Here is a 21,997-nt window from a genome sequence, read left to right as displayed (position 1 = left end):
CTCCTTATGAATAGGTCCTACCCTTCCATGTGATTTCCCGTTTCCTAAAGCTTCGAATCATTGCACTTGCTAGCAGGATGACATAAAGGAATACCGCCAGTGGATGGAGCCACCAAACATGTCGGATTCGTGCCGCACGATCGATCCGGAATCGTGCTAAATAAAGAAGAATCAGTGCGCCACCCATCTGCCAGGATGGGTGAAGAATGAGATAAGGTAGGACACTTGCTTGAACCAAGTAAAAGAGTAGAAAGTATGATCCGACGACATAAGAATCGTTCATCCCGCGAAAGACATTCTTTAGAAAACCTTGCCAGACTTCTTCGTTCGTCGCGTACATATCACAAGAGACTGCTGGAGCTACTTCGACAAGCGTCGTCGTCAACCCGTTTCGTTTAAATGTACGACAAAGTTCTAAGTCGTCAACGAGAGCCGATTGAATACTTTCATGTCCACCGACTTGATCATACGCGTGTCGTTCGACGAGGACGACCATGCCGTTGGCAGCAGCAAACGCTGGATGTTTCACTTTGCGAAACGGAATCGGAAGATGCTGTGCGATAAGAACATGTTGCATCGGAATCAAACACTTCCCGAGAAACGTCGGTACAGGAAAGGACGGGAAACCGGAAAGGAAAACGGCTTGTTCTGTTCGTATCGTTCCGTATAAGCGACAAATCGCATCCGATGTCAGTGTCACATCAGCATCGAGAAATAACAGATAGTCCTCTGTCGTTCGTTTCGCGAGCTGATGACACGCATGAACCTTTCCTGCCCAGCCTGCTGGTAAGGGAAGACCATCAATCACTGTAAAACGGTCATCTTGACCGATCCGATCGAGCAATAACTCGCGCGTCCGATCGGTCGAGCGGTCTTCATATAAGTAAACGTGCATCCCAGGTGTCAGAGCGGGTTCTAATGCGTCTAATAATTTTCGGACATTGCGCTCCTCATTCCGTAAGGGGATGCAGATTGCTAGACTATCTGGTTGAACAGGATCCGTTAATCGTGGTAAGAAAGCTAAATTAATCCAAGTATAGAGACAGACAGCTAGAGCGAAGAAGAGAAAGAACCAACTCATGAGCGGAGTGCCCGTAACCAGCGCTCCGTTCGTGCAGGAAGTGGTTCCCTTCGTGTAGAGATACAGCGATACAAATCAACACGTTCCGCAATTGCATCTGCTCGAATGTCGTCGTATAAAGCAGTTAGTTCTGTTGTCAGTCGCTTTGCCTGAGCACTTGACCGTTCGTTAGGTGATGGATGAAAGCGACGCGTCCGGATATAGACGTCCGGTTGCTGTTCATGGCCATATGAATAATAAAAGGCGACGAGAGACACGTGATCCGTATGACGCGTCAAATGTGTGGCACCACTTGCTAAGCGGAGCGGACGGTCCTCTTGATGACGTTCTTCGCCTTGAGGAAACAACCAGACGCTGCTCCCATTTTGAAGTCGTTCTTTTGCATAATGAAGGCTTGTCTTGATATCAGCGAATGATGTCCGGTCAACAGAGAAAGCTCCGAGACGGGAGAAGAACGGAAAACGAGCAAGCCCTGCTTGATCAATCATGACGTAGGGATCGTGATGGAGACAGGTCTGATCTAAATGAAAAAGAATCATACCATCCCACCAAGAACTGTGCGTAGCAAGCATGAGACCAGGGACAGGTAGATCGTCTGCTCGATATAAGACACGGTGGAAATGACGTCGGATCAAAGCATGATCGACATACGTATGAAATACGGATTCAGCTAATTTGCTTTTGTTTGCTTCTTTCAACGATAACCCCTCGCTTCACAATGAAATAGGCGATGAATGCACTTAAGCTGACCAAAGTGACGCCATAGAGACCAGCAACTCCTGCTGTAACACCGAATAAAGTATGCAACATCAAAAAGAGATACTGATTGTTTTGTTCGAGTGCGGCATCCGTCGCCTTGACTTGATAGCGATTGATGAAAAAGGAAAAGACGAGCGCCGTTCCATACCACCCGAAGAAATTTTGTGTCGGAATATCGTAATACCAACCACCGTCTTGCCAAAGCCAATACGATTTCACGTTAGCAGCAACAGGATCGATCGCTAAATCGAGCCAGACGGCAAACAACGGAACGAGAATCAATGTACTATAGCGAAACGAAAATAAACGGGAGAAAGCGAGACTCGCCCCCATAACCGACAGCCATGCAGCTCCGATCGTAATCGGCACACCTAATAATTGGACACCGAAATCCGACTCGTAACGATATGTTCCAAACGGCCAACCGGTATGGACCCCAATCGATTCAATGATGATCGAACCAAAGAAGATGAAGGGGATGACAAGACGTCCCTTCGGTAAGACATGCCAAAAATAGAGCGCTGCGTATAAGCCGGAAGCGAATAAAAAGACGGCGTTGGCCCACTCGAGCCAAGGGGGAAGTAACGAAAAACCAACTAAGATCAAGCCGATGGTGAACCAAATCGAAAAGAAAATCCAAAGACGTTTATGAAACTGCTCCATGCGTGACATTCCTCCGTTTCCAAAAATAGCTTCTGTCATAAGTATACCCATATATCTTGAAAACGAGCGAGGGAGAAGCGGTCTTATAAAAAAAGTGGTCCGGCTTCTCGCAAGAGAAACCGAACCACTTTCTATCATCCGTTTGAATGTTGTTTTTGCTTCTTCTTTTTGATGAACGAAAAAAGGAGAAACGCGATATACAACGGAACAGCAACGAACCAAAACGTAGACCACTCATTGCTACGCGCAATCATGACATACGTCACGTATAGCAACGTAAAGGTGATGACGAACGTATGGCGCGGAACGGGAATGTCTTTAAAACTTGGAATCTTGACACGACTGACCATCAAGAAGGCAAGACCTGTAAAAACGAGTGGGACCATCAAGTCGTTCATTCGTCCGCTAAACAACGTGACGACGGCCAAAATACCACCTGCCGCTGTAATCGGTACACCTGAAAAATAAGCAGATGCCACATTCGTTGCCGATAAATTAAAACGAGCAAGACGAAATGCGCCAAACAACGGGAACAGAGCAGAGATTAGTAAACCAACTTCTCCGAATTCATAGAAATACGTATAGTAGGCCATCATTGCAGGTGCGACACCGAATGTCACGATATCTGCTAATGAGTCCAGTTCTTTTCCGAAGTCGCCTGCTACACCAAGCATCCGAGCAAGACGTCCGTCTAGACTATCAAGCATCATCGCGATGACGATTAGTAAGGTGGCATTTTGAAAATCACCTTTTGCTGCCATGACGATGGCTAAAAAACCACAATACAGATTTCCGAACGTAAATAGGTTGGGTATTGAATTACGAACACGATCTTTCCACAAAATGATTCCTCCTGCCACTTCATCGATACTACTCATCATACCATAATTAGGAGATGGAATTCAGCCGTTCATAAAGAGAATCCCCTGAGTGAAAGATAAAAAATCATGAGGATTCAATCGAACTTGATGTCCACGTTTTCCAGCGGATATGATGATGAATGGTTCATGGATAGCACGATCCGATAAAAGAACCGGAAAATTCTTCTTAGCACCGATGGCAGAGACACCACCTCGAATATAGCCAGTCAGGAATTCTAACTCCTTCATCGGAACAAGCGCGACTTTTTTCGAATGCAATGCTTTAGCCGCTGCCTTTAGAGAGAGTTCTTCTTCCCCCGAAATGACGACGAAGACATATTTATTTTCGACCATTTTCAAAACAAGGGTTTTAAAAATGGTCGAAAGGGGGTAATTAATCTTTCTAGCGACGGCTTCAGCAGATAAATCATCAAGATCAACAGGATAAGTGAGGGATTCAAAGTCAATCTTAGACTGCTTCAGAAGCCTCTCGACGTTCGTTTTGCTCATGTGTTTCTCCTTTGACGAGTGAGTATTGGATCCATTTCCGTCCGTGCCAACGTTTCATGGCGAAAATGCCACGGAACCATTCGTCAGCAGAGAAGGCAATCCAGATTCCAATTAAACCGAGACCGAAACCAAGACCAAGTGTATAACTGAGGACGACCGCGATTCCCCACATCGATAGAATACCGATGGCGACAGGGAAACGAACATCTCCTGCCGATTTAAGAGTTCCCATCAGTACAATGTTCATTGCGCGACCTGGTTCAAGAATGACACTTGCCCAAAGTAGTGGGATACCGATTGCAATGATTTCAGGACTCGATGTGAACGCTGATAGAATCGATGAACCGAATGAAGCAAGTGCAACAGCTGAGATGAAGCTTGCGAAAACAGCAATCTTTAATGTTTTCACAGCCCGTCCATATGCTTGTTCAAATTGTTGAGCACCAACTTGGCGTGCGACGAGTAATTGCGTTCCTTGCGCGATCGCAAGTGTGAATAAGAAACAAAGCATTGTGATATTCGACACATAGACGCGAGCAGACAACGCTGCTTCACCAATTGTTGCGATGAATCCTGTGATGATGAGTTGTGAGAATTGATACGAGATCCCTTCACCAGCAGATGGGATTCCGATGTTCATGATCCGTTTCACATCTTCACGGTTGAAATGAATCAAGTCTTTAATTGTAAAGCGTAATGAAAGTTTCCGGTAGACGACGAAGAACAAGACAAGGACAGCGATTGTCCGAGCGATGACGATCGACCAAGCGACACCAGCAACACCGAGAACGGGAATGCCGAAGAGTCCAAGAACAGCGATGACGTTACCAAAAGCACTAACGAAATTCATCAGTAGCGTGACGTACATAGCATTTTTAGTGAATCCATGACTCCGGAGAATCGCACCCAGTGTCAATGAGATGGCTTCTAAGAAAAGGAATAGACCAACGATCTTAATGAACGTTTCGCCATAGACGAGTGTCTCTCCTTCTAACGAGAAAAATCCAAGGAGTTGTCTTCCGAACAACACGACGGTCAGAGAAACGATTAGACCGGTATACAAGTTAATCGCAAAAGCAGAACGAGCCGTTTGACGAGCGTTTTGCGTCTTTCTTGCACCTAGGTACTGACCAATGATGATCGTTGCACCGACCGAGGTGATGTTAAAGAGAATAATGAAGATATTCAAAATTTGATTGGATACACCGACTGCCGCAGCAGCGCTATCCGAGTAATAACTTAAAATCAACGTTGCAATGATCCCGAGGCTCATATGCAATGCGATCTCGATGAATAATGGCCACGTAATGTGGAATAAGCTTGGTTGCTTGACTGTTTTCATAAATAAATCCCCTTTGTTTCATAAAACGAATAGTGTTTCTTTATCTTTTTGAAACTATACGCCTTCGATTTTCATAATGAAAGAGGGTTTTTTGTCTTTCATCGAAAAAAAAGAGATTTAAAAGGATTTTCATAAAATATCACGAATACATCATAATGAACAATCATTCATTTTTAAAAGGTAGGGGAATCCGATGAAACGAGAAATGCATTATGTCGTCAAGGATCAAATCGCAACGCTAACGCTGGCTCGACCCAAACAACTGAATGCATTAACGTCGAATTTATTAGAAGAGTTGGCAGATGCTCTAGAAGAAGCGAATCAGGATGAGGAAGTACGTGTCATCGTCTTGACGGGTGAAGGACGTGGTTTTTGTGCAGGACAAGATTTGAAAACCGTCTCGCCTGAGCTCGATCATGGTGAATATCTACAACAGTATTATCATCCTGTCGTTCGGGCACTCGCTAAATCGAAAAAACCGACGATTGCTGCCATCAATGGTGTAGCGGCAGGTGCCGGTTTATCATTGACGCTTGCCTGCGATTTCCGGCTCGTCCACGCTGAAGCGAAATTGTCGCTTGGATTCATCAATATCGGTCTTGTCCCGGATGCAGGAGCTCCGTATTTCTTACCTCGGCTAATCGGTGCAGCAAAAGCAACAGAGCTTGCGTTACTCGGTGATACGATATCAGCAGACGAAGCCGTTTCGCTCAATCTTGCGACACGAAGTATCGAATCAGAGAATTATGTAGAAGAGGTCACAGCGTTTGCTCGTCAGCTGGCAGATCGTCCGACAAAAGTGATCGGGTACATCAAACAGCTGCAAGCAGCGAGTTATGAAAATAACTTGGAGGAAATGCTTGCTCAAGAAATCATCTATCAGTCACGTGCTGGAAAAACGGAAGACCATCGTCATGCTGTTGAATCCTTCATCGAAAAAAAACGTCCCGTTTTTGTCGGACGATGAATCGAAGAACATATGAAGAACATATATAGAAGAAAGACGTCGGAAACGCACGATGCACCGACGTCTTTTTAATTCAATTTCTTTTTGATTTTTCGTGCGGTCGCATGTGTGCGATTCGTCAATCCTGTAGAGATACGGAATAGTAAAATTCCAAGAAAAGCAGAAACAAAAATGTATATCCCGGTCAACGTTACGAATGCGCCACTAGCGAGCGTGATGAAGAGAATCGAAAATTCACCACGTGGACCAAGACAGAATCCTGATTCGATCGCATGATAATTTGATAGACCGAACGATTTTCCGCCGAGGTAACCGACTAAGAATTTCGAGACGACCCCCCAAATAACAAGCGCAACAAAAAATAGATCTATTGGTAATCCGTCAGTCAACTCGAATGACATTCCGAACGTAATAAAGAACAGGGGTAACAATAAGTCTTGAAACGGCGTGACTAGTCGTCTAAGATAACGCGTCTCATCCAGTTCGGTTAACAGAATACCGATGATAAAGGCGCCAAGTACTTCTGACAATCCGAATAAAATACCGATACCGGAAAATAACAAGATTAACCCGATGATTCCGATGCCGGCATCAGGATGACGGTAGAGTGAATCGACGAGACGTTTCCGTCTTCGGATGAATAACGTCATGATGATTAAAGCAATGAAGAAGAAGGCGAACCCTAAAAAGATGATGCTGATTTTGGCAACCGAGAACGTCTCAGTCCCTAAAACGAACGGGGCCGTCGTCAGTAGGATTGGTGCCATCAAATCTTCGAAGACGAGTAAGGACAGCACGAAGCGATTTACATCCTGATGTTTATCCGGTTCCCGATCGAGCAGTCGAGCTGAAATCGAAGAACTCGTCGCATACAAGACACAGCCGATCAAAAACGATTCTGCGACTGAAAAGCCAAACGATAGAGTCAACAGGATTGTTCCACCAAACGAAAGTAGAATATCGATGACTCCTGCTTTCCAAATGGAACGGAGCTGAATCAGCAAGTCCGCCACTGAAAATTTTAGACCGAGTAAAAAGAACAGGACGATGATGCCCGCTTCTCCTCCGAGTTTCAGTTCTTCGGGAGGATCGTAATAAAATCCAAGGACGATTCCAATCAAGATGAAGGCCAGAATACTCGGGACGTGGAATCGTTCACTCAAGTAACTGATCGTAAACAAGCCGATGAGGATGAGACCGGCGTAAAAGAAAATTTCCATGGAGGATGTCCTCCTTTCTGTACCCTATACCCTAATTCGATGGTATTCATTAACTTGTTGTTATCTTGGAGAACGGATACAGAAAAAAGCCTGTACACAAAACTTCTTTTTTAGAAGGTGAGTGTACAGGCTTTTAGGTGGTTATAAGACTTGAACGATCGTTCCAGAATACGCGGGGAGAGAAACATCAAGTGTCTGCTGGTGCGTGTTCGTCAATAAATCAAGCCCTCGACCAGCTTGTGGAGCGGTCAACGAAACAGGAACATCTGAATTGTTGAAGTAGATATAATACAATCCTTCCGGGCTCATGCGACGCATGATGATCGTATTCGTCTCATCATTCGCATGAACGAAAGAAATGTGACCTTGGTTCGCAAGCGTCTTATGCTGCTTTCGAAGCTGTAACAAGTGTCGCGTATAGGCGAATAACTCCTGATCCTGCTCCTCTGGATCCCATGGCATGCATTTCCGACAGCCTGGATCTTGATCGCCATCGAGACCGATTTCGTCACCATAATAGATGACGGGACTACCCGAGAACGTCAACATCGATAACAAGAGAAGACGAAGCTTTTGTTTGTTATTGCCAGCACGCGTCAACGCACGTGGTGTATCGTGTGAACCGATTAAATTAAAGGTCACTTCATTGACATTCATCGTGTTTGAGAACAATACATGCGACATATCGTTCGCATACGAAGTTGCTTTAGTCTTATCTAAAGCAAAGAAATTCAAAGCAGCATTCGTAAATGGATAGTTCATGACGGCGTCAAACTGGTCACCGAGCAACCATTCCTGTGAGTCATGCCAAATTTCACCAAGGATATACGTGTCAGGGTTGACTTCCTTGACGACTTGACGGAAATCACGCCAAAATGCGTGATCGACCTCGTTGGCGACGTCGAGTCGCCAGCCATCGATTCCGAATTCCTCGACCCAATAGCGGGCGACATGGAGTAAGTATGACTTTACTTCATCGTTCTCGGTATTGAATTTTGGCATCTCAGGTACGAAAGCAAATGTATCGTAGTTCGGTAGCGGTTCGGTAACGAGTGGGAAATCGCGCAAGTGGAACCATTCCTTATATGTCGAATGACTACCATGTTCACGGATATCAGCAAAGGCTTTATGGTGGAAGCCAGCGTGATTAAAGACGGCATCTAGCATGATACGAATACCATGTGCATGTAACAAATCAACCATTTCCTTGAATTTTTCTTTCGTGCCGAACTGTGGATCAATTTCTAAGTAATCAATCGTATCGTATTTATGATTCGATTTCGCCAAGAAGATCGGACAGAAGTAAATGCCGGTAATACCGAGCTCAACAAGGTAGTCGATATGATCGATGACACCCTGGAAATCTCCACCGAAGAGATTCGTCGTCGTTGGTGCCGTGCTGTTCCATGGAAGTGTACCAGCCGGATCGTTCGTCGTATCGCCATTTGCGAAGCGGTCTGGGAAGATTTGATACCAAACCGTATCCTGGACCCAATCCGGAGCCGAGAATACATCGACTGCATTGAGGAACGGCACACAGAAATAGTAGCCGGTATCATCAAGTGGTTTTTCATCGAACCATCCACGTTCTGTAAAGACTTGACTTGTCGCACCGTCATGGAGACGGAAACCATATCGTAGACGACGGAAGGGTGGAACGACATCAATGAACCAATAATCATATAGTTCATCAGAGCCACTACGCTTCATCGGCGTTTCGAATGTATTCCAGTAGTTCGATTTCGAGGGATCAAAGTTCCAGTCGGCAGCATCTGGGTTTTCAGTATGCCAATCATACGGATCGCCCCAAATCAAATCGACGCGATCAACGTCATTTTTTTTTGTTTGTAAACGGATGTGGATCGTTCGCTCGTCATACTTATAGACGAAGGGAGACATCGCACGGTGAAACACAGCTTCTTTGAACATGGCAGTCACTCCTTAACGCAATCGCTTGCATCGTATTGATTATGTCTTCGACCTAAGAATAGTAAAGCGCTTTCTTAAAGTCAATTGCAATCCCATGAAATCAAGGATTCCTGATAAAAGTCGAGAGTATGATGCAATCGTTTGCATCATGTTGTGCAAACAATAAAAATGAAAACGTTTTCTTTTTGTTTGCTTATCCAATCCAGCATTTGATTCAAATAATGAAATCAGAATTAAAAAGTTTTTGAAATGTAAGAAAATAATTGATTAAAAGGTCTTGTCAAAAGGATTTTAGATTGTATAATAAAAATGTAAAGGTGATGCAAACGTTTTCATAAAACGCTTACAACCACTCGGTTGTTATCATGAGAAAATGGTTGTGCCTTTATGCAAACGTTGTGCATTAAAACTTATCATTCATAAGTTAACTTGGGGAGGAAATTTCAATCATGGAAATGAAAAAATTCGTAGCAGGTCTTTCTGTATCTGTCATGGCAATGGGTGCACTTGCAGCATGTGGCGGTGGATCAGACTCTGATTCTTCATCTTCAGAATCAGGTAGCAAAAAACCATCTAAAATCGTCGTTTGGGAAGATACTGACAAAGCTGAAACGACAAAAGCGGCAGCTAAAGCGTTTGAGAAAAAAGAAGGCGTGAAAGTTGAAGTCAAAGAAGTCAAAATGACGGATCAGCAAAAGAAAGTAGCACTTGACGGACCAGCAGGTAAAGGACCAGATATCATGCTTCTTCCTCACGACCAGATCGGTACAGTCGTTGACCAAGGGTTGATCGCTGAACTCAAAGATGGAGAAAAAGCACTTGAGCCGTTCATCGATACAGCAAAATCAGCAGTAACGTTTGACGGTAAAGTCTACGGATATCCGAAAGCCATTGAAACACCAATCCTCCTTTTCAATAAAGATGAATTAAAAGAAGCGCCAGCTTCAATGGATGACTTATACAAACTATCTACTGAAAAGAAAAAAGACGGGAAGTACGGCTTCCTCGCTTTATGGGATAACTTCTACTTCGCACATGGTCCAATCGGTGGATACGGCGGTTATGTCTTCAAAGACAATGGCGGCAAATTGGATCCAGCGGATATCGGCTTGAACAATAAAGGTGCAGTCGAAGGAATGGATTACATCGGTAAATGGTATAAAGAAGGTCTCTTCCCGAAAGGTCTCATCGGTGGTGGCGGTGGTCAAGCTATGGACCAACTCTTTGGTGATAAAAAGGCTGCAGCTGTCATGAACGGACCATGGGCTGTCGCTGGTTATAAAGATAAAGGCATCAACCTTGGAGCTTCTGAGCTTCCAAAACTTCCAAACGGTGAGCCGATCAAAACATTCGTTGGTGTAAAAACATATGCGATTTCAGCATACTCGGAAAATGCAGAGTGGGCTGAGAAGTTCTTGGCTTCTCTCACTGGTAAAGACAACGCAAAAGCGATGTTCGAGAAATACAATGAGATCCCACCAGTCACTGAACTTCAAGAAGATGCAGCAATCAAGGATAACGAAGTTGCGGCGGCAGTCTTCGCACAAGCGAAAAACGGTGTACCAATGCCGAACATCGCTGAGATGGGTCAAGTTTGGGAGCCAATGGCAGCAGCACTTCAACTTGTTGCAACGAACAAACAAGACGCACAAAAATCAGCTGATGACGCTGTTAAACAAATCAAGCAACAAATCGAAGCAAACAATCAATAAGCGTAAGTGGAACGCATGAATCCATGACAAAGAGATAAAGAGAGGGGGATCTTGGATTCCCCCTCATCTTTATGGTTGGAAGAGAAGCCTGAGGTCAGACATGACCTTTGGAAAGGAGAACGGACGATGGCTGCGATTGCAACACCACACCCGACGAATCCAACGCCTGAAAAAAAGACGAACCACCGCACGATTGCGGCGCTGATGTCGATCATTCCAGGAGTAGGACAACTATACAATAAACAATTCCTTAAAGGCGCGACGTTTTTTGTCGTCGTACTTTCATATTTCCTCGTTAACTTTGAACTGTTCTTCAAAGGAGCCGGAAATGGTCCTGGCGATCGCGGAGCGATCTGGGGCTTGATTACACTCGGTGAGGTACCAGGCGTAAGGGGGGATCACTCGATCTTTCTAATGGTCGAGGGCATCATTGCCTTGATTTTACTTGTCTTTGGTATCGCCATTTACGTCTGGAACTTTATCGATGCGTATCGAATCGGTAAGTTGCGCGACATGAACCTTGAAGTACCTTCTTTGAAAATGCAACTACGGAATTTCCGTGATAATGGATTCCCGTATGCGATGTTGATTCCTTCGTTAGTGCTTTTAGTGTTCACAGTCGTCTTACCGTTGATCTTTACATTTTTAATTGCGTTTACGAACTATAAATTCAACAACTCTCCACCCGCGAAGTTGGTCGACTGGATCGGGATTCAAAACTTCTTGAATATCTTCACGGTTGATATTTTCCGCGATACGTTCGTCAGCGTTCTTGGTTGGACGCTTGTCTGGACCGTCGCTTCGACGACAGGTGTCATCGCGATCGGTATCGGACTGGCAGTTTTGCTGAACCAAAAAGGACTCAAAGGAAAACGGTTCTTCCGTTCCATTTTGATTCTTTCATGGGCAGTACCAGCGTTTATCACGATCTTGATCTTCCGTTCGATGTTCAATGAAACTTTCGGTGTCTTCAATACGACATTGTTACCAGCAATCGGTCTTGAAAATGGTCTCGATTGGATGACGGATCCGACGTATACGAAGCTTGCCTTGATCGGGATCCAGTGGTGGTTAGGCTTCCCGTACATCATGACGCTAACGACGGGAATCTTGCAGTCGATTCCTGAAGATCTTTATGAAGCGGCGACAATTGACGGGGCAACTTCGGGCGAAAAGTTCCGCCTGATCACGTTACCGATGATTCTGTTCGCAACGGCTCCAATCTTGATCACGCAGTATACGTTCAACTTCAATAACTTCAATATCATTTATCTCTTCAACAACGGTGGACCGGCAGTACCGGGACAATCGGCAGGTGGAACGGATATCTTGATTTCATGGATTTACAAATTGTCACTCGGCTCAAACCCACAGTATGGATTCGCAGCAGCCATCACGCTTGTGTTGTCGTTCTTCATCATGACGATTGCCGTCATTCAGTTCAAGCGTTCAAAATCATTTAAAGATGAGGATATGATCTAATATGAGAAAACAAAACCGAATCAACATGGCGTTGTCATATCTCATTTTGACGATCGCCTCTATCATTATCGTCTATCCACTTCTCTGGGTCGTTGGTACTTCACTCAACCCAGGGAAAAGTATCACATCGGATATCTTCCCGAGCAATCCGACATTAATGCATTACTTTGATTTATTTGATCCCGCAAAGACAGATTACGGCATGTGGTACTTGAATACGATTAAAATCGCCGTCATTACGATGGTCGTCTCTGTCGCTTTGATCACATTGACAGGATACATTTTTTCACGTTACCGTTTCATCGGTCGGAAAAATTCACTCATTCTGTTCCTTGTGTTGCAAATGGTACCGCAATTCGTTGCGATCATTGCGATTTATGTCCTGCTTAATATGTTAGAATTATTTAATACGCATCTGGCGCTTATCCTACTGTATTCGGGTGGCGCGATTCCAATGAATACGTATCTTGCAAAAGGGTATTTTGATACGATTCCAAAAGAACTTGATGAGGCGGCACGGATGGATGGTGCCGGTCACTTACGAATCTTCTGGCAAATCATCTTACCGCTCGCAAAACCGATGGTCGCCGTCATCGCGTTGTTTAACTTCATGGCTCCATTTAACGACTTCATCTTAGCATCGCTTGTTCTGCGTTCTCCTGAGAAACAGACGCTTGCGGTCGGGTTATATAACATGGTGTCGGAGCAGTTCGACAATAACTTTACGTTATTCGCGGCAGGTGCCGTATTATCAGCAGTTCCAATCGTTCTTCTCTTCTTCGCATTCCAGCGTTTCTTCGTGTCTGGTTTGACAGCTGGTGGAACGAAAGGATAATCATAAGGGGGAAATCAGCGGCATGAGACGAGGCATAATGCTTCTCCTCTTGCCGCTTCTCTTGTCTATCGGACTTCAACCGATGACCGGAGAAGCAGCAAGTTGGGAAAAAGAACGGATGTATTTCATCATGGTCGATCGGTTCGAGAATGGGGATCCGAGTAATGATCAAGAAGCGGATCCTGAAAATCCAAAAGCCTTTCAAGGCGGAGATTTAGCAGGGGTGACGAAACGTCTTGATTACATCAAGGAAAAAGGCTTCACATCGATTTGGTTAACCCCAATCTTTAAGAACCGTCCAAATGGTTATCATGGATACTGGACGGACGATTATTACGAGATTGATCCGCACTTCGGAACAAAGGAAGAGTTTAAACGTCTCGTCAAAGAGGCGCATGACCGGGATATTAAAGTCGTCCTTGATCTTGTCGTCAATCACCTGGGACCGAATCATCCGATGGTGAAAGAAAAACCGGATTGGTTCCATAAAAACCAACCGATCATGAACTGGAATAACCCATCGGAAGTCGAAAATAACTGGCTGTTCGATTTACCAGACTTCAACACGGAAAATCCTGAAGTCGTGGATTACTTAATTGATGTTGCGAACTACTGGGTCGATGAAACGGGTATAGACGGGTATCGACTGGACACGGTTCGCCATGTGCCGGCAACATTTTGGAAAACGTTCATTCCAGCAGTAAAGAAAAATCATCCAGATTTATTCTTACTGGCTGAAGTGTTTGACGGAGATCCGCGTAAAATCGCGTCCTATTCGAAATTAGGTTTTGATTCCGTCACGAACTTCCCATTTTATTATGGAGTCAAGGATCAGTTTGCCCGTAAAAATGGTTCAGCGGAAGAACTCGATTCAGTTTATAATCGAGATACTACGTTTAATCCGAATGCTAAAGGGCTTGCAACCTTCATTGATAATCATGATGTTAAACGCTTCATCACGGAAGCGAAGATTGGTGGAGCAGAAGAAGAAGAGCGTCAGCTTCGATTAGCGCTATTCGCACTCTACGCTGCGCCGGGGATGCCAGTCGTCTACCAGGGAACAGAGGTAGCGATGCCAGGCGGTGAGGATCCCGGAAATCGGATGATGATGACATTTGATCAAAACAAGAAGATGCAACAGTACGTAAAGACGTTGAATGAGATGCGTCAGGACTACCCAGCGTTTGCAACAGGGAAGCAACGCTTGATCGCTAAAACCGATCATATGGCAGTCTACTCACGGGAGACGAAACAACAACAAGTCGTTTACGCGATCAATCTTGGGGAGAAAAAAACGAGCTTACGCGTATCTGCGAAAGAAATTGGTGATGATCAGCGTTTGAGAGGACTTTTATTCTCAGACTTGGTACGTCAAGACGGTGATGCCTATGAAATCACGCTCGATGCAAGTAGCGCAAATAGCTATGTCATTGAAAAGTCACAAGTCAATTGGTGGTCGATCGTCGCAATCGGTGCAATCGCCCCAATTTTAGCGCTCATACTTCTTATCGTTCACCGTAAACGCATGCAACGTCAAACGAAATAAAATACTCAAGTAGGGGAAATGTGAGGTGAAGGGGATGCAGGTAACAATCAAGGATGTAGCACGGGAAGCAAATGTCGCACCCTCGACAGTGTCACGCGTCATCGCGAACAGTTCGCGCATCAGTCAAAAGACGAAAGAACGGGTACGACAGGCGATGGATGAACTCGGATACTATCCGAACGTTCATGCACGTAGCCTAGCAAATCGGACGACACAAGCGATTGGTCTCGTCATGCCGAGTGCCGCTACAAAAACGCTTCAAAATCCATTTTTTTCGGAAGTCATTCGAGGCATTAGTACAAAAGCGCATCAAAATGGTTACTCGCTCTATATGACGACAGGTGTCTCGGAAGAAGAAGTGTACGAAGGTGTCGTTTCGATGGTTCAAGGTCGCCGCGTTGATGGTGTCGTTGTTCTTTATTCCCGAACGGATGACAAAGTCGTTCAATTTTTGCAAGACTCGAAGTTTCCGTTCGTCGTGGTCGGAAAACCATTCAGTGATTCATCGCACGTCACATATGTCGATACGGATAATTATCTAGCAGGTCGCGAAGTAACGAAGTATTTGCATCAACTCGGACACGAGTGCATCGCATTCGTCGGAGGCGCACAGGACTTAGCCGTAACGCAAGAGCGTGTTGGTGGATACAAGACAGCTCTCATGGAAGAGGGGATTCCAATTCAAGAATCATACATCGTCAGTGCACCATTCATGACGACAGGAGGCGCAGAGGCAGTCAAACGACTGTTATCGCTTGAACATCCGCCAACTGCCGTCGTTGTCAGCGATGATATGATGGCGCTTGGCGTCATGAGTACGCTTAATGAGATGGGCATTAGTGTACCGGATCAAATGGCCGTCGTCAGTTTCAATAACTTGTTCATCGCAGAATTCTCGAGTCCACCGTTGACTTCTGTCGAAATCAATATCTTTGGACTTGGCTTTGAAGCAACGAATTGTCTGATCGAACAAATCAATGAAGATGCGACGCCTTATGGCAAACGTGTCATCGTTCCACACTATCTCGTCGTCCGTCAGTCTTGTGGTGGAAAATCAGAAGCATGAAACGAAAGTCTATTTTTAAGCCAGTCGGCTTAAAAATAGACTTTTTTAATTCCAGAGACGTTTATTTCTAGTAAAAGGAAGCGGTTGCAGAAAAAGAAATTTATTTTCGTGCAAACGATTGCATTGGTTCTTTTTATGTGTACAATAAAGATTGTATAGTATAGATGAAACGCTTACATGATCAGGGTGACTGACATGCGTAGCATAAAAGGAGCGACTTGACGATGAAACGACTTTTTGAGGTCAGTGAGTGGAAAATTACAGAGCTTGGTTTTCATCCAGAAGATAATCGATTAGCGGAATCGATGACATCGATCGGAAACGGTCATATGGGTATGCGCGGTACATTTGAAGAAGAGTACACAGGGGACACACATCAAGGCATGTATGTCGCAGGTGTCTACTATCCGGATAAGACACGCGTCGGTTGGTGGAAAAACGGTTACCCGGAGTATTTCGCAAAAGTACTCAACGCTGTCAACATCATGGGCTTGAAAGTATCTGTCAATGGTAAAGCTGTTGATTTGAATACGTGGGAAGTCGTCGACTTCAAACGGGAACTTGACATGCAACACGGTGTGTTGACGCGGACGATGTTATTGAAGAACGGTGTCGAAGAAACAAAAATTGAATCCAAGCGTTTCTTCTCAATCGTCGACAAAGAAATCGCGGCCTTGCAATATACAGTGACGCCTGTCAACTTCGAAGCGGAGATCGTCATTGAGTCGTATCTTGATGCGGATGTTGAGAACGAAGATTCAAACTATGACGAAAAGTTCTGGCTTCCCGTTGAACATGGGATTGAAGAGCGTTTCGGTTACGTCACGTCGAAGACGAAAAAGCTCGATTGGCATGTAACGGCAGCAATGATCACGGACGTCGAAGGGGCACAGTGTGAAGTCGTCGATGGCAATACGCAGTACGTCGCGAATCGTTTCACGAAACAAGCGGCAGTTGGGGAAGGTGTCACAGTCGAAAAATTCGTCGCGCTCGTAACGAATCGTGACCATGACATCGAAGAGTTACTGGAACAAGCGATGAAACGGGTTCACGTCGCTTTCGAATCTGGATTTGACACATTACTCGCGACACATGAAGCGGCTTGGTTGCATCACTGGGAAGAAGCGGATGTGAAGATTGAAGGCGATGTCGAAGCACAACAAGGGATTCGTTTTAATATCTTCCATATGTTCCAGACTTACACGGGCGAAGATTCGCGTCTGAACATCGGACCAAAAGGATTCACGGGCGAGAAGTATGGTGGTGCGACGTATTGGGATACAGAAGCGTACTGTTTGAACTTCTATCTCGCAACATCAAAACCGGAAGTGGCTTGGAATTTACTCAAGTATCGCCACAATCAATTACCGCAAGCAAAAGAAAATGCGGATAAAAATGTCGGGATGAAGGGTGCCCTTTATCCGATGGTGACGATGAACGGAGAAGAGTGCCACAATGAGTGGGAAATCACGCATGAAGAAATTCACCGGAACGGTGCAATCGCACATGCGATTTATAATTACACGAACTACACGGGAGACACTTCGTACCTCGGACAATACGGATTCGAAGTGTTAGTTGAGATCTCTCGTTACTGGGCAAGTCGTGTCAATTACGTGCCGCATAAGGATGTCTACATGATTCTTGGTGTGACGGGACCGAACGAATATGAGAATAACGTCAACAACAACTGGTATACGAATTTGATTGCGGCATGGTGTCTCGAATATACACAGACCGTTCATCGTCATTTAGCACAAGAAGAACCAGAACGCTTGCAAGAACTCATGCATCAATTAGCATTAACGGATGAGGAGTTAGCGAAGTGGGCGGATATCGATGCGAAGATGTATTATCCAAAAGATGAGGCAGCTCCAGGTATCTTCATGCAACAAGATGGTTTCATGGATAAGGAACAAATCTTGGTTGCTGACCTCGATCCGAAACATCTCCCGCTGAACCAGAATTGGTCATGGGACCGGATCCTTCGCTCTGTTTTCATTAAACAGGCAGATGTCTTGCAAGGTCTTTACTTCTTGACGGATCGCTTCAGTCTAGAAGAGAAAAAAGCAAACTTTGATTTTTATGAACCACGTACGGTTCATGAATCATCATTATCACCATGTATCTATTCGATCATTGCGGCAGAAGTGGGCTATGAGGAAAAAGCGGTTGAATTGTATCAACGTTCGGCGCGACTTGATCTTGACAACTACAACAACGACACGGAAGACGGGTTGCATATCACGTCGATGGTTGGATCGTGGATGTCGATCGTTCATGGATTCGCCGGGTTACGGGTGGCGAACGATACGTTATCCCTTAAGCCGATGTTGCCAAAAGGCTGGACGAGTTATACGTTCCGGATGCAGTGGCGCGGTCATCATATCCATGTTCATGTTCAGCCGAATGCCGTCGAAATCACTCAGACGGAAGGCGAGACATTTAGCCTGAACGTTCATGGAACAACTGTAGAAGTTCCAGCAGGGGGGCAGATTACAGTTCCTGCTTCGATGACAGTATAAAAACGATGAAAAAGAACCGATTTTTTAGTCGGTTCTTTTTTATGTGTAACAAGAATCAGGACACCTTTGTCACAAATGAAAACGCCATCATGAAAAAGAACATCAATCTTTGGAAATCTTGACTATCCGGCGACATTTGAATGTGCTAAAGTGTTTCAAGATAGTTATGAATGAGAGGAGAACGGCGTGTGACAGCAGTAGTAAAGGAAAGTATGTTAAAAGTGATCGTGGCTACGATTGGAGGATTCATAATTGCCGTTGCCATGAACTGGTTTTTGATTCCAAGTGGTGTCTATTCGACTGGATTTACAGGGCTTGCCCAAATCTTGACGCAAGTCCTTCAAAATACAGCTTTCGCGTTTGGTGAAAACGTCTGGTTCTTAGCATTGAACATCCCTTTGATCGTGCTCGCATGGATCATGTTAGGTCGGAGTTTTACAATTGTCACGTTGATTTCAGTCTTGGCAACGACGATTTTCATTGGTCTTATTCCTCAATATGCTGTCATACCAGGTGATCAGACACTGAATGCAGTGTTTGGAGGAGTCTTGCTTGCGATTGGTACCGGTATCACGATTAAGTTCGGTGCTTCGACGGGTGGGTTTGATATCGTCGCCCTCATCTTTGCCCGTTTCTCCGATCGTAGTGTCGGATTGTATCTATTCGTCTTGAACTTCTTGATCGCATTATTGGCAGGTGCGTTGTTCGGTTGGTCGACTGCTTTGTACACGATCGTCTTCATCTATGTGACGTCTAAGGTCGTCGATGAGATTCATACGAGCAATCAGCGCCTGACGATTTTCATCGTCACGAATCATGCGGATGATATCACGACAGCTCTGCATCAGCATATTATTCGTGGTATCACACAGATTCCTTCAATCGGTACGTATTCGCGAGCTGAAAAAGCGACGTTGATGATGGTCATCGAGCGTCACGAATTACGGGATATCGAACGGATTTGCCGGGAAGCGGACGAGACGGTCTTCATCAACGTCGTCGCGACGGACTCGGTCGTCGGATACTTCCGAAAAGGATGATGAAAAGGCACTTGCTCTGCGATCTGCAGCAAGTGCCTTTTATCTGTTATCATGCGAGTCCAAGAACGTGTCTTAAGTAATAGGCGACCCCATCATCCTCGTTTCGCTTCGTCGTGCCATTTGCGAGATGTTTTAAAGCGGGAATGGCATTTCCCATCGCGACACCATGTCCAGCGTACTCGATCATCTCTAAATCATTTTCCTCATCACCAAACGCAACGATTTGTTTAGAGTCAATACCAAGGTGGTGTGCGATATGGGCAAGGCCGACTGCTTTGCTTGTACCTTTTCGCATCACTTCGACCATGAATTCCGGTTTTACCCATTGGCGATTAAGTACCGTTTCGGCATGGACACCAGATAGTTCGGAACGGATCTCGTCGACGTGCTCTCCTTTTGCGTGAATTAAAAGAGACGTTGGTTCATGCATAAGCACCTTTCGTAAATCTCCCGTTGTGACTGACAAGGCGTGATCGGTATAAAATTCATAGATACCGACAGGATCATATTGAAAATAGACATGATCCGTGACTTCACAAACAATGTTTTGTGTTTTCGTCTCAGCGACAGAATCCAAAATATGTTGAACAGTTTTTAATGGAATCGGATGGTGCTGAACTTCAAAATGAACATCCTGCGGGTGATGAACGAGACCACCGTTAAAATTAACGATCGGTGTCGTTAAACCGAGCTGTTCATAATATTTCCTGGCGTGACGAAATGGTCGTCCGGTTGCGATGACGACTTCGTGACCGTTCGCACGCGCGCGTTGCAGTGCAGCGATGTTCGCCGCACTGATTGTCTTATCATCTTTTAAAAGGGTGCCGTCGAGATCGACAGCGATTAAGTGACGGGTCATGATGGAATCCTCCGCTTTCTTTTCGTTAATTCTACTGTAGCATACGAAGTGACGGTCGCCTGTATGAATTGATGAAGTTTTTCAAGGAAAAGAAAGCGTTTGAAAAAAACGGAGAAAGGCTGTTGCTTGGATTAAAAAATGGTATACTACAAATCGTAGGACAACACTATAGTACGTTATGGAAACGGAGGGGAAATCATGCGTTTTCTCGTGACATTCTTTTGGTCATTCTTACTCGTGAACACGGCTGTGTTCATCGTATCGGCAGTTGATGCAGTAACGTATAGCTTCGGATTCGCGACAGCTATGTCTGTCGTCACTTCACTTGTCGTCTTCGCACTCGATGCCGTCAATGAAGATTTAGGTCTTGGTCAAGGGACTAAGGCAGAATAAGGAAAAGCGAGATGTCGTCACATGGGCGATAGGCTCGCTTTTTGTCTTAAGGAGGAATGATCGATGATCGTCATCGAACAGGTTTTGTGGCAACAGATGCCGCAAAATGTCTACATCGCAGGAAATCAGATCATTGGGATCGGTTCCTACACCATAGATGAAGCACTCATTACAGATCGGATCGATGGTCGCGGCAAACAGCTAGTCCCCGGATTCATCGACGGACACTTACATCCGATTGGTGGAGGAGGAGAAGGCGGATTTGCCACGCGAACGGCTCCGTTGACTGTTCGTGACATATTCGAAGGCGGTGTCACGACGGTCGTTGGGTTACTCGGAACGGATGGTTGGACACGAACCGGAATTGACCTACTAGCACACATACGGGGATATGCTGCATCTGGTATCCGTCCCTTTCTATTAAGCGGAAGTTATATGGTTCCGCCGGTCTTCCTGACGCAATCGACAGGACATGATATCGTCCTTATCAATGAAGTGATCGGTATCGGAGAGATTGCTATCAACGATCACCGATCGACACAACCGACGGCTCATGAACTCGCACGATTAGCGTCAGAAGCCCGAATTGCCGGCATGGTCAAAGGCGTGTCGGGAACGATGAACGTCCATATCGGAGACGGGAAACAAGGGCTCGATCTTTTACATGAGGTGATAGATACGACTGACATTCCCATCGGACAGTTCCTGCCGACGCATATCAACCGGAGTGAACGAATTTTTGAGGCAGGACTCGCCTGGGCGAAACGAGGAGGACGGATTGATTTCACGACGTGTACGACGGAAAGCTTCATTGCGGAAGGCGAGATTCCGGCAGGACAGGCTGTCGCTCGTGCTTTAGCAGCGGGAATTCCACCCGAACAGGTCACGATGTCGAGCGACGCTGGCGCAAGTCTTCCGGCGTTTGATGAAGCAGGTCAATTAGTGCGAATCGATACAGGAAAACCCTCTTCCTTGATGCAAGCCGTGCGCGAGGCTGTGGCACATGGTGTTGATCTAGATAGCGCGATCGCGACAATTACACGACATGTCGCGGATGCATATGGTATACCGGGGGGGCGAATCGCGGTCGGAGAACGAGCGGATCTGTTACTGATTGATGACGCTTTGCAAATCGATACGATTCTTGCGAATGGTCATGCTATAATGGTTCAGAAAAAATGGCTTATACCAGAATGACGGAGGGATAG

General features: G+C 45.4%; 19 protein-coding genes. 10 read left to right on the top strand and 9 right to left on the bottom strand.

What is annotated here, in order from left to right; all coding sequences use genetic code 11:
* Positions 1-4: 4 nt before the first annotated feature.
* From ACHWTJ_RS12645 to ACHWTJ_RS12620, 6 genes are all read right to left on the bottom strand, one after another.
* Positions 5-1,081 (bottom strand): glycosyltransferase family 2 protein, encoded by a 1,077-nt coding sequence (locus ACHWTJ_RS12645; protein ID WP_294749616.1) that lies wholly within the window; start codon positions 1,079-1,081, stop codon positions 5-7.
* Positions 1,078-1,779: a lysophospholipid acyltransferase family protein gene (locus ACHWTJ_RS12640; protein ID WP_394679796.1), complete on the bottom strand. Its 702-nt coding sequence runs from the start codon at positions 1,777-1,779 to the stop codon at positions 1,078-1,080. The genes ACHWTJ_RS12645 and ACHWTJ_RS12640 overlap by 4 nt, the downstream gene beginning before the upstream one ends.
* Complete coding sequence (locus ACHWTJ_RS12635) at positions 1,748-2,503, bottom strand: carotenoid biosynthesis protein (protein ID WP_294743148.1); 756 nt, start codon at positions 2,501-2,503, stop codon at positions 1,748-1,750. Before ACHWTJ_RS12635 ends, ACHWTJ_RS12640 begins: the two co-directional genes overlap by 32 nt.
* Positions 2,504-2,637: 134 nt before the next feature.
* Positions 2,638-3,384, bottom strand: coding sequence for a CDP-diacylglycerol--serine O-phosphatidyltransferase (pssA, locus tag ACHWTJ_RS12630; protein ID WP_174316042.1), 747 nt, complete (start codon positions 3,382-3,384; stop codon positions 2,638-2,640).
* A gap of 21 nt (positions 3,385-3,405) precedes the next feature.
* The gene (locus tag ACHWTJ_RS12625; protein ID WP_294743144.1) at positions 3,406-3,873 is read right to left on the bottom strand and encodes an aminoacyl-tRNA deacylase; all 468 of its coding nucleotides are present in this window, start codon (positions 3,871-3,873) and stop codon (positions 3,406-3,408) included.
* Entirely contained in the window at positions 3,833-5,215 is a 1,383-nt protein-coding gene (locus ACHWTJ_RS12620; protein ID WP_394679795.1) for an MATE family efflux transporter, read from the bottom strand. The genes ACHWTJ_RS12625 and ACHWTJ_RS12620 overlap by 41 nt, the downstream gene beginning before the upstream one ends.
* A 193-nt stretch (positions 5,216-5,408) precedes the next feature.
* Here ACHWTJ_RS12620 and ACHWTJ_RS12615 point away from each other — a divergent pair, with 193 nt between their 5' ends.
* The gene (locus ACHWTJ_RS12615) at positions 5,409-6,182 is read left to right on the top strand and encodes an enoyl-CoA hydratase/isomerase family protein (protein WP_087679789.1); all 774 of its coding nucleotides are present in this window, start codon (positions 5,409-5,411) and stop codon (positions 6,180-6,182) included.
* A 68-nt stretch (positions 6,183-6,250) separates the two neighbouring features.
* On the opposite strand, the gene ACHWTJ_RS12610 is transcribed toward ACHWTJ_RS12615, so the two are convergent.
* Both ACHWTJ_RS12610 and ACHWTJ_RS12605 read right to left on the bottom strand, forming a co-directional pair.
* Positions 6,251-7,402: a cation:proton antiporter gene (locus tag ACHWTJ_RS12610; protein WP_294747739.1), complete on the bottom strand. Its 1,152-nt coding sequence runs from the start codon at positions 7,400-7,402 to the stop codon at positions 6,251-6,253.
* Positions 7,403-7,543: 141 nt separating this feature from the next.
* A complete protein-coding gene (locus ACHWTJ_RS12605; RefSeq protein ID WP_294743134.1) occupies positions 7,544-9,331 on the bottom strand; it encodes a glycoside hydrolase family 13 protein in 1,788 nt (595 codons plus the stop codon).
* 455 nt (positions 9,332-9,786) lie between these two features.
* On the opposite strand from ACHWTJ_RS12605, the gene ACHWTJ_RS12600 reads away from it, so the two are divergent.
* The 7 genes from ACHWTJ_RS12600 to ACHWTJ_RS12570 all read left to right on the top strand — a co-directional run bounded on the left by ACHWTJ_RS12600 (position 9,787) and on the right by ACHWTJ_RS12570 (position 19,537).
* Complete coding sequence (locus tag ACHWTJ_RS12600; protein WP_294743132.1) at positions 9,787-11,043, top strand: extracellular solute-binding protein; 1,257 nt, start codon at positions 9,787-9,789, stop codon at positions 11,041-11,043.
* A 126-nt stretch (positions 11,044-11,169) separates the two neighbouring features.
* Positions 11,170-12,525 (top strand): carbohydrate ABC transporter permease, encoded by a 1,356-nt coding sequence (locus ACHWTJ_RS12595; RefSeq protein ID WP_294743130.1) that lies wholly within the window; start codon positions 11,170-11,172, stop codon positions 12,523-12,525.
* A gap of 1 nt (position 12,526) precedes the next feature.
* The gene (locus ACHWTJ_RS12590; RefSeq protein ID WP_294747733.1) at positions 12,527-13,360 is read left to right on the top strand and encodes a sugar ABC transporter permease; all 834 of its coding nucleotides are present in this window, start codon (positions 12,527-12,529) and stop codon (positions 13,358-13,360) included.
* 22 nt (positions 13,361-13,382) lie between these two features.
* Positions 13,383-14,906 (top strand): alpha-amylase family glycosyl hydrolase, encoded by a 1,524-nt coding sequence (locus ACHWTJ_RS12585; protein ID WP_294750275.1) that lies wholly within the window; start codon positions 13,383-13,385, stop codon positions 14,904-14,906.
* A 34-nt stretch (positions 14,907-14,940) separates the two neighbouring features.
* Entirely contained in the window at positions 14,941-15,972 is a 1,032-nt protein-coding gene (locus ACHWTJ_RS12580; protein ID WP_294743120.1) for a LacI family DNA-binding transcriptional regulator, read from the top strand.
* Positions 15,973-16,196: 224 nt separating this feature from the next.
* Positions 16,197-18,497: a glycoside hydrolase family 65 protein gene (locus ACHWTJ_RS12575; RefSeq protein ID WP_294750273.1), complete on the top strand. Its 2,301-nt coding sequence runs from the start codon at positions 16,197-16,199 to the stop codon at positions 18,495-18,497.
* Between the two features lie 188 nt (positions 18,498-18,685).
* Positions 18,686-19,537, top strand: a complete 852-nt coding sequence (locus ACHWTJ_RS12570; RefSeq protein ID WP_294747725.1) for a YitT family protein — start codon at positions 18,686-18,688, stop codon at positions 19,535-19,537.
* A 49-nt stretch (positions 19,538-19,586) separates the two neighbouring features.
* Here ACHWTJ_RS12570 and ACHWTJ_RS12565 read toward each other — a convergent pair whose 3' ends face one another.
* Positions 19,587-20,396 carry a Cof-type HAD-IIB family hydrolase gene (locus tag ACHWTJ_RS12565; protein WP_294743110.1) on the bottom strand — a complete coding sequence of 270 codons (810 nt, stop codon included), beginning with the start codon at positions 20,394-20,396 and terminating at the stop codon, positions 19,587-19,589.
* A 198-nt stretch (positions 20,397-20,594) separates the two neighbouring features.
* Here ACHWTJ_RS12565 and ACHWTJ_RS12560 point away from each other — a divergent pair, with 198 nt between their 5' ends.
* Both ACHWTJ_RS12560 and iadA read left to right on the top strand, forming a co-directional pair.
* On the top strand, positions 20,595-20,789 hold the full coding sequence (locus ACHWTJ_RS12560) for a YjzD family protein (RefSeq protein ID WP_023467415.1): 195 nt from the start codon (positions 20,595-20,597) through the stop codon (positions 20,787-20,789).
* 63 nt (positions 20,790-20,852) lie between these two features.
* On the top strand, positions 20,853-21,986 hold the full coding sequence (gene iadA, locus ACHWTJ_RS12555; protein ID WP_394679794.1) for a beta-aspartyl-peptidase: 1,134 nt from the start codon (positions 20,853-20,855) through the stop codon (positions 21,984-21,986).
* Positions 21,987-21,997: the final 11 nt, after the last annotated feature.

The sequence above is a fragment of the uncultured Exiguobacterium sp. genome, from assembly GCF_964277885.1.
Taxonomy (GTDB): domain Bacteria; phylum Bacillota; class Bacilli; order Exiguobacteriales; family Exiguobacteriaceae; genus Exiguobacterium_A.
The sequence above is the reverse complement of the archived record's forward strand: the minus strand, read 5'-3'. Positions and strand labels throughout refer to the sequence as shown.

Coding starts and splice junctions, on each gene's coding strand:
- ACHWTJ_RS12645 (WP_294749616.1), bottom strand. CDS start 1,081: ATGAGTTGGTTCTTTCTCTTCTTCGCTCTAGCTGTCTGTCTCTATACT.
- ACHWTJ_RS12635 (WP_294743148.1), bottom strand. CDS start 2,503: ATGGAGCAGTTTCATAAACGTCTTTGGATTTTCTTTTCGATTTGGTTC.
- pssA (WP_174316042.1), bottom strand. CDS start 3,384: ATGATGAGTAGTATCGATGAAGTGGCAGGAGGAATCATTTTGTGGAAA.
- ACHWTJ_RS12625 (WP_294743144.1), bottom strand. CDS start 3,873: ATGAGCAAAACGAACGTCGAGAGGCTTCTGAAGCAGTCTAAGATTGAC.
- ACHWTJ_RS12620 (WP_394679795.1), bottom strand. CDS start 5,215: ATGAAAACAGTCAAGCAACCAAGCTTATTCCACATTACGTGGCCATTA.
- ACHWTJ_RS12615 (WP_087679789.1), top strand. CDS start 5,409: ATGAAACGAGAAATGCATTATGTCGTCAAGGATCAAATCGCAACGCTA.
- ACHWTJ_RS12610 (WP_294747739.1), bottom strand. CDS start 7,402: ATGGAAATTTTCTTTTACGCCGGTCTCATCCTCATCGGCTTGTTTACG.
- ACHWTJ_RS12605 (WP_294743134.1), bottom strand. CDS start 9,331: ATGTTCAAAGAAGCTGTGTTTCACCGTGCGATGTCTCCCTTCGTCTAT.
- ACHWTJ_RS12600 (WP_294743132.1), top strand. CDS start 9,787: ATGAAAAAATTCGTAGCAGGTCTTTCTGTATCTGTCATGGCAATGGGT.
- ACHWTJ_RS12595 (WP_294743130.1), top strand. CDS start 11,170: ATGGCTGCGATTGCAACACCACACCCGACGAATCCAACGCCTGAAAAA.
- ACHWTJ_RS12590 (WP_294747733.1), top strand. CDS start 12,527: ATGAGAAAACAAAACCGAATCAACATGGCGTTGTCATATCTCATTTTG.
- ACHWTJ_RS12585 (WP_294750275.1), top strand. CDS start 13,383: ATGAGACGAGGCATAATGCTTCTCCTCTTGCCGCTTCTCTTGTCTATC.
- ACHWTJ_RS12580 (WP_294743120.1), top strand. CDS start 14,941: ATGCAGGTAACAATCAAGGATGTAGCACGGGAAGCAAATGTCGCACCC.
- ACHWTJ_RS12575 (WP_294750273.1), top strand. CDS start 16,197: ATGAAACGACTTTTTGAGGTCAGTGAGTGGAAAATTACAGAGCTTGGT.
- ACHWTJ_RS12565 (WP_294743110.1), bottom strand. CDS start 20,396: ATGACCCGTCACTTAATCGCTGTCGATCTCGACGGCACCCTTTTAAAA.
- ACHWTJ_RS12560 (WP_023467415.1), top strand. CDS start 20,595: ATGCGTTTTCTCGTGACATTCTTTTGGTCATTCTTACTCGTGAACACG.
- iadA (WP_394679794.1), top strand. CDS start 20,853: ATGATCGTCATCGAACAGGTTTTGTGGCAACAGATGCCGCAAAATGTC.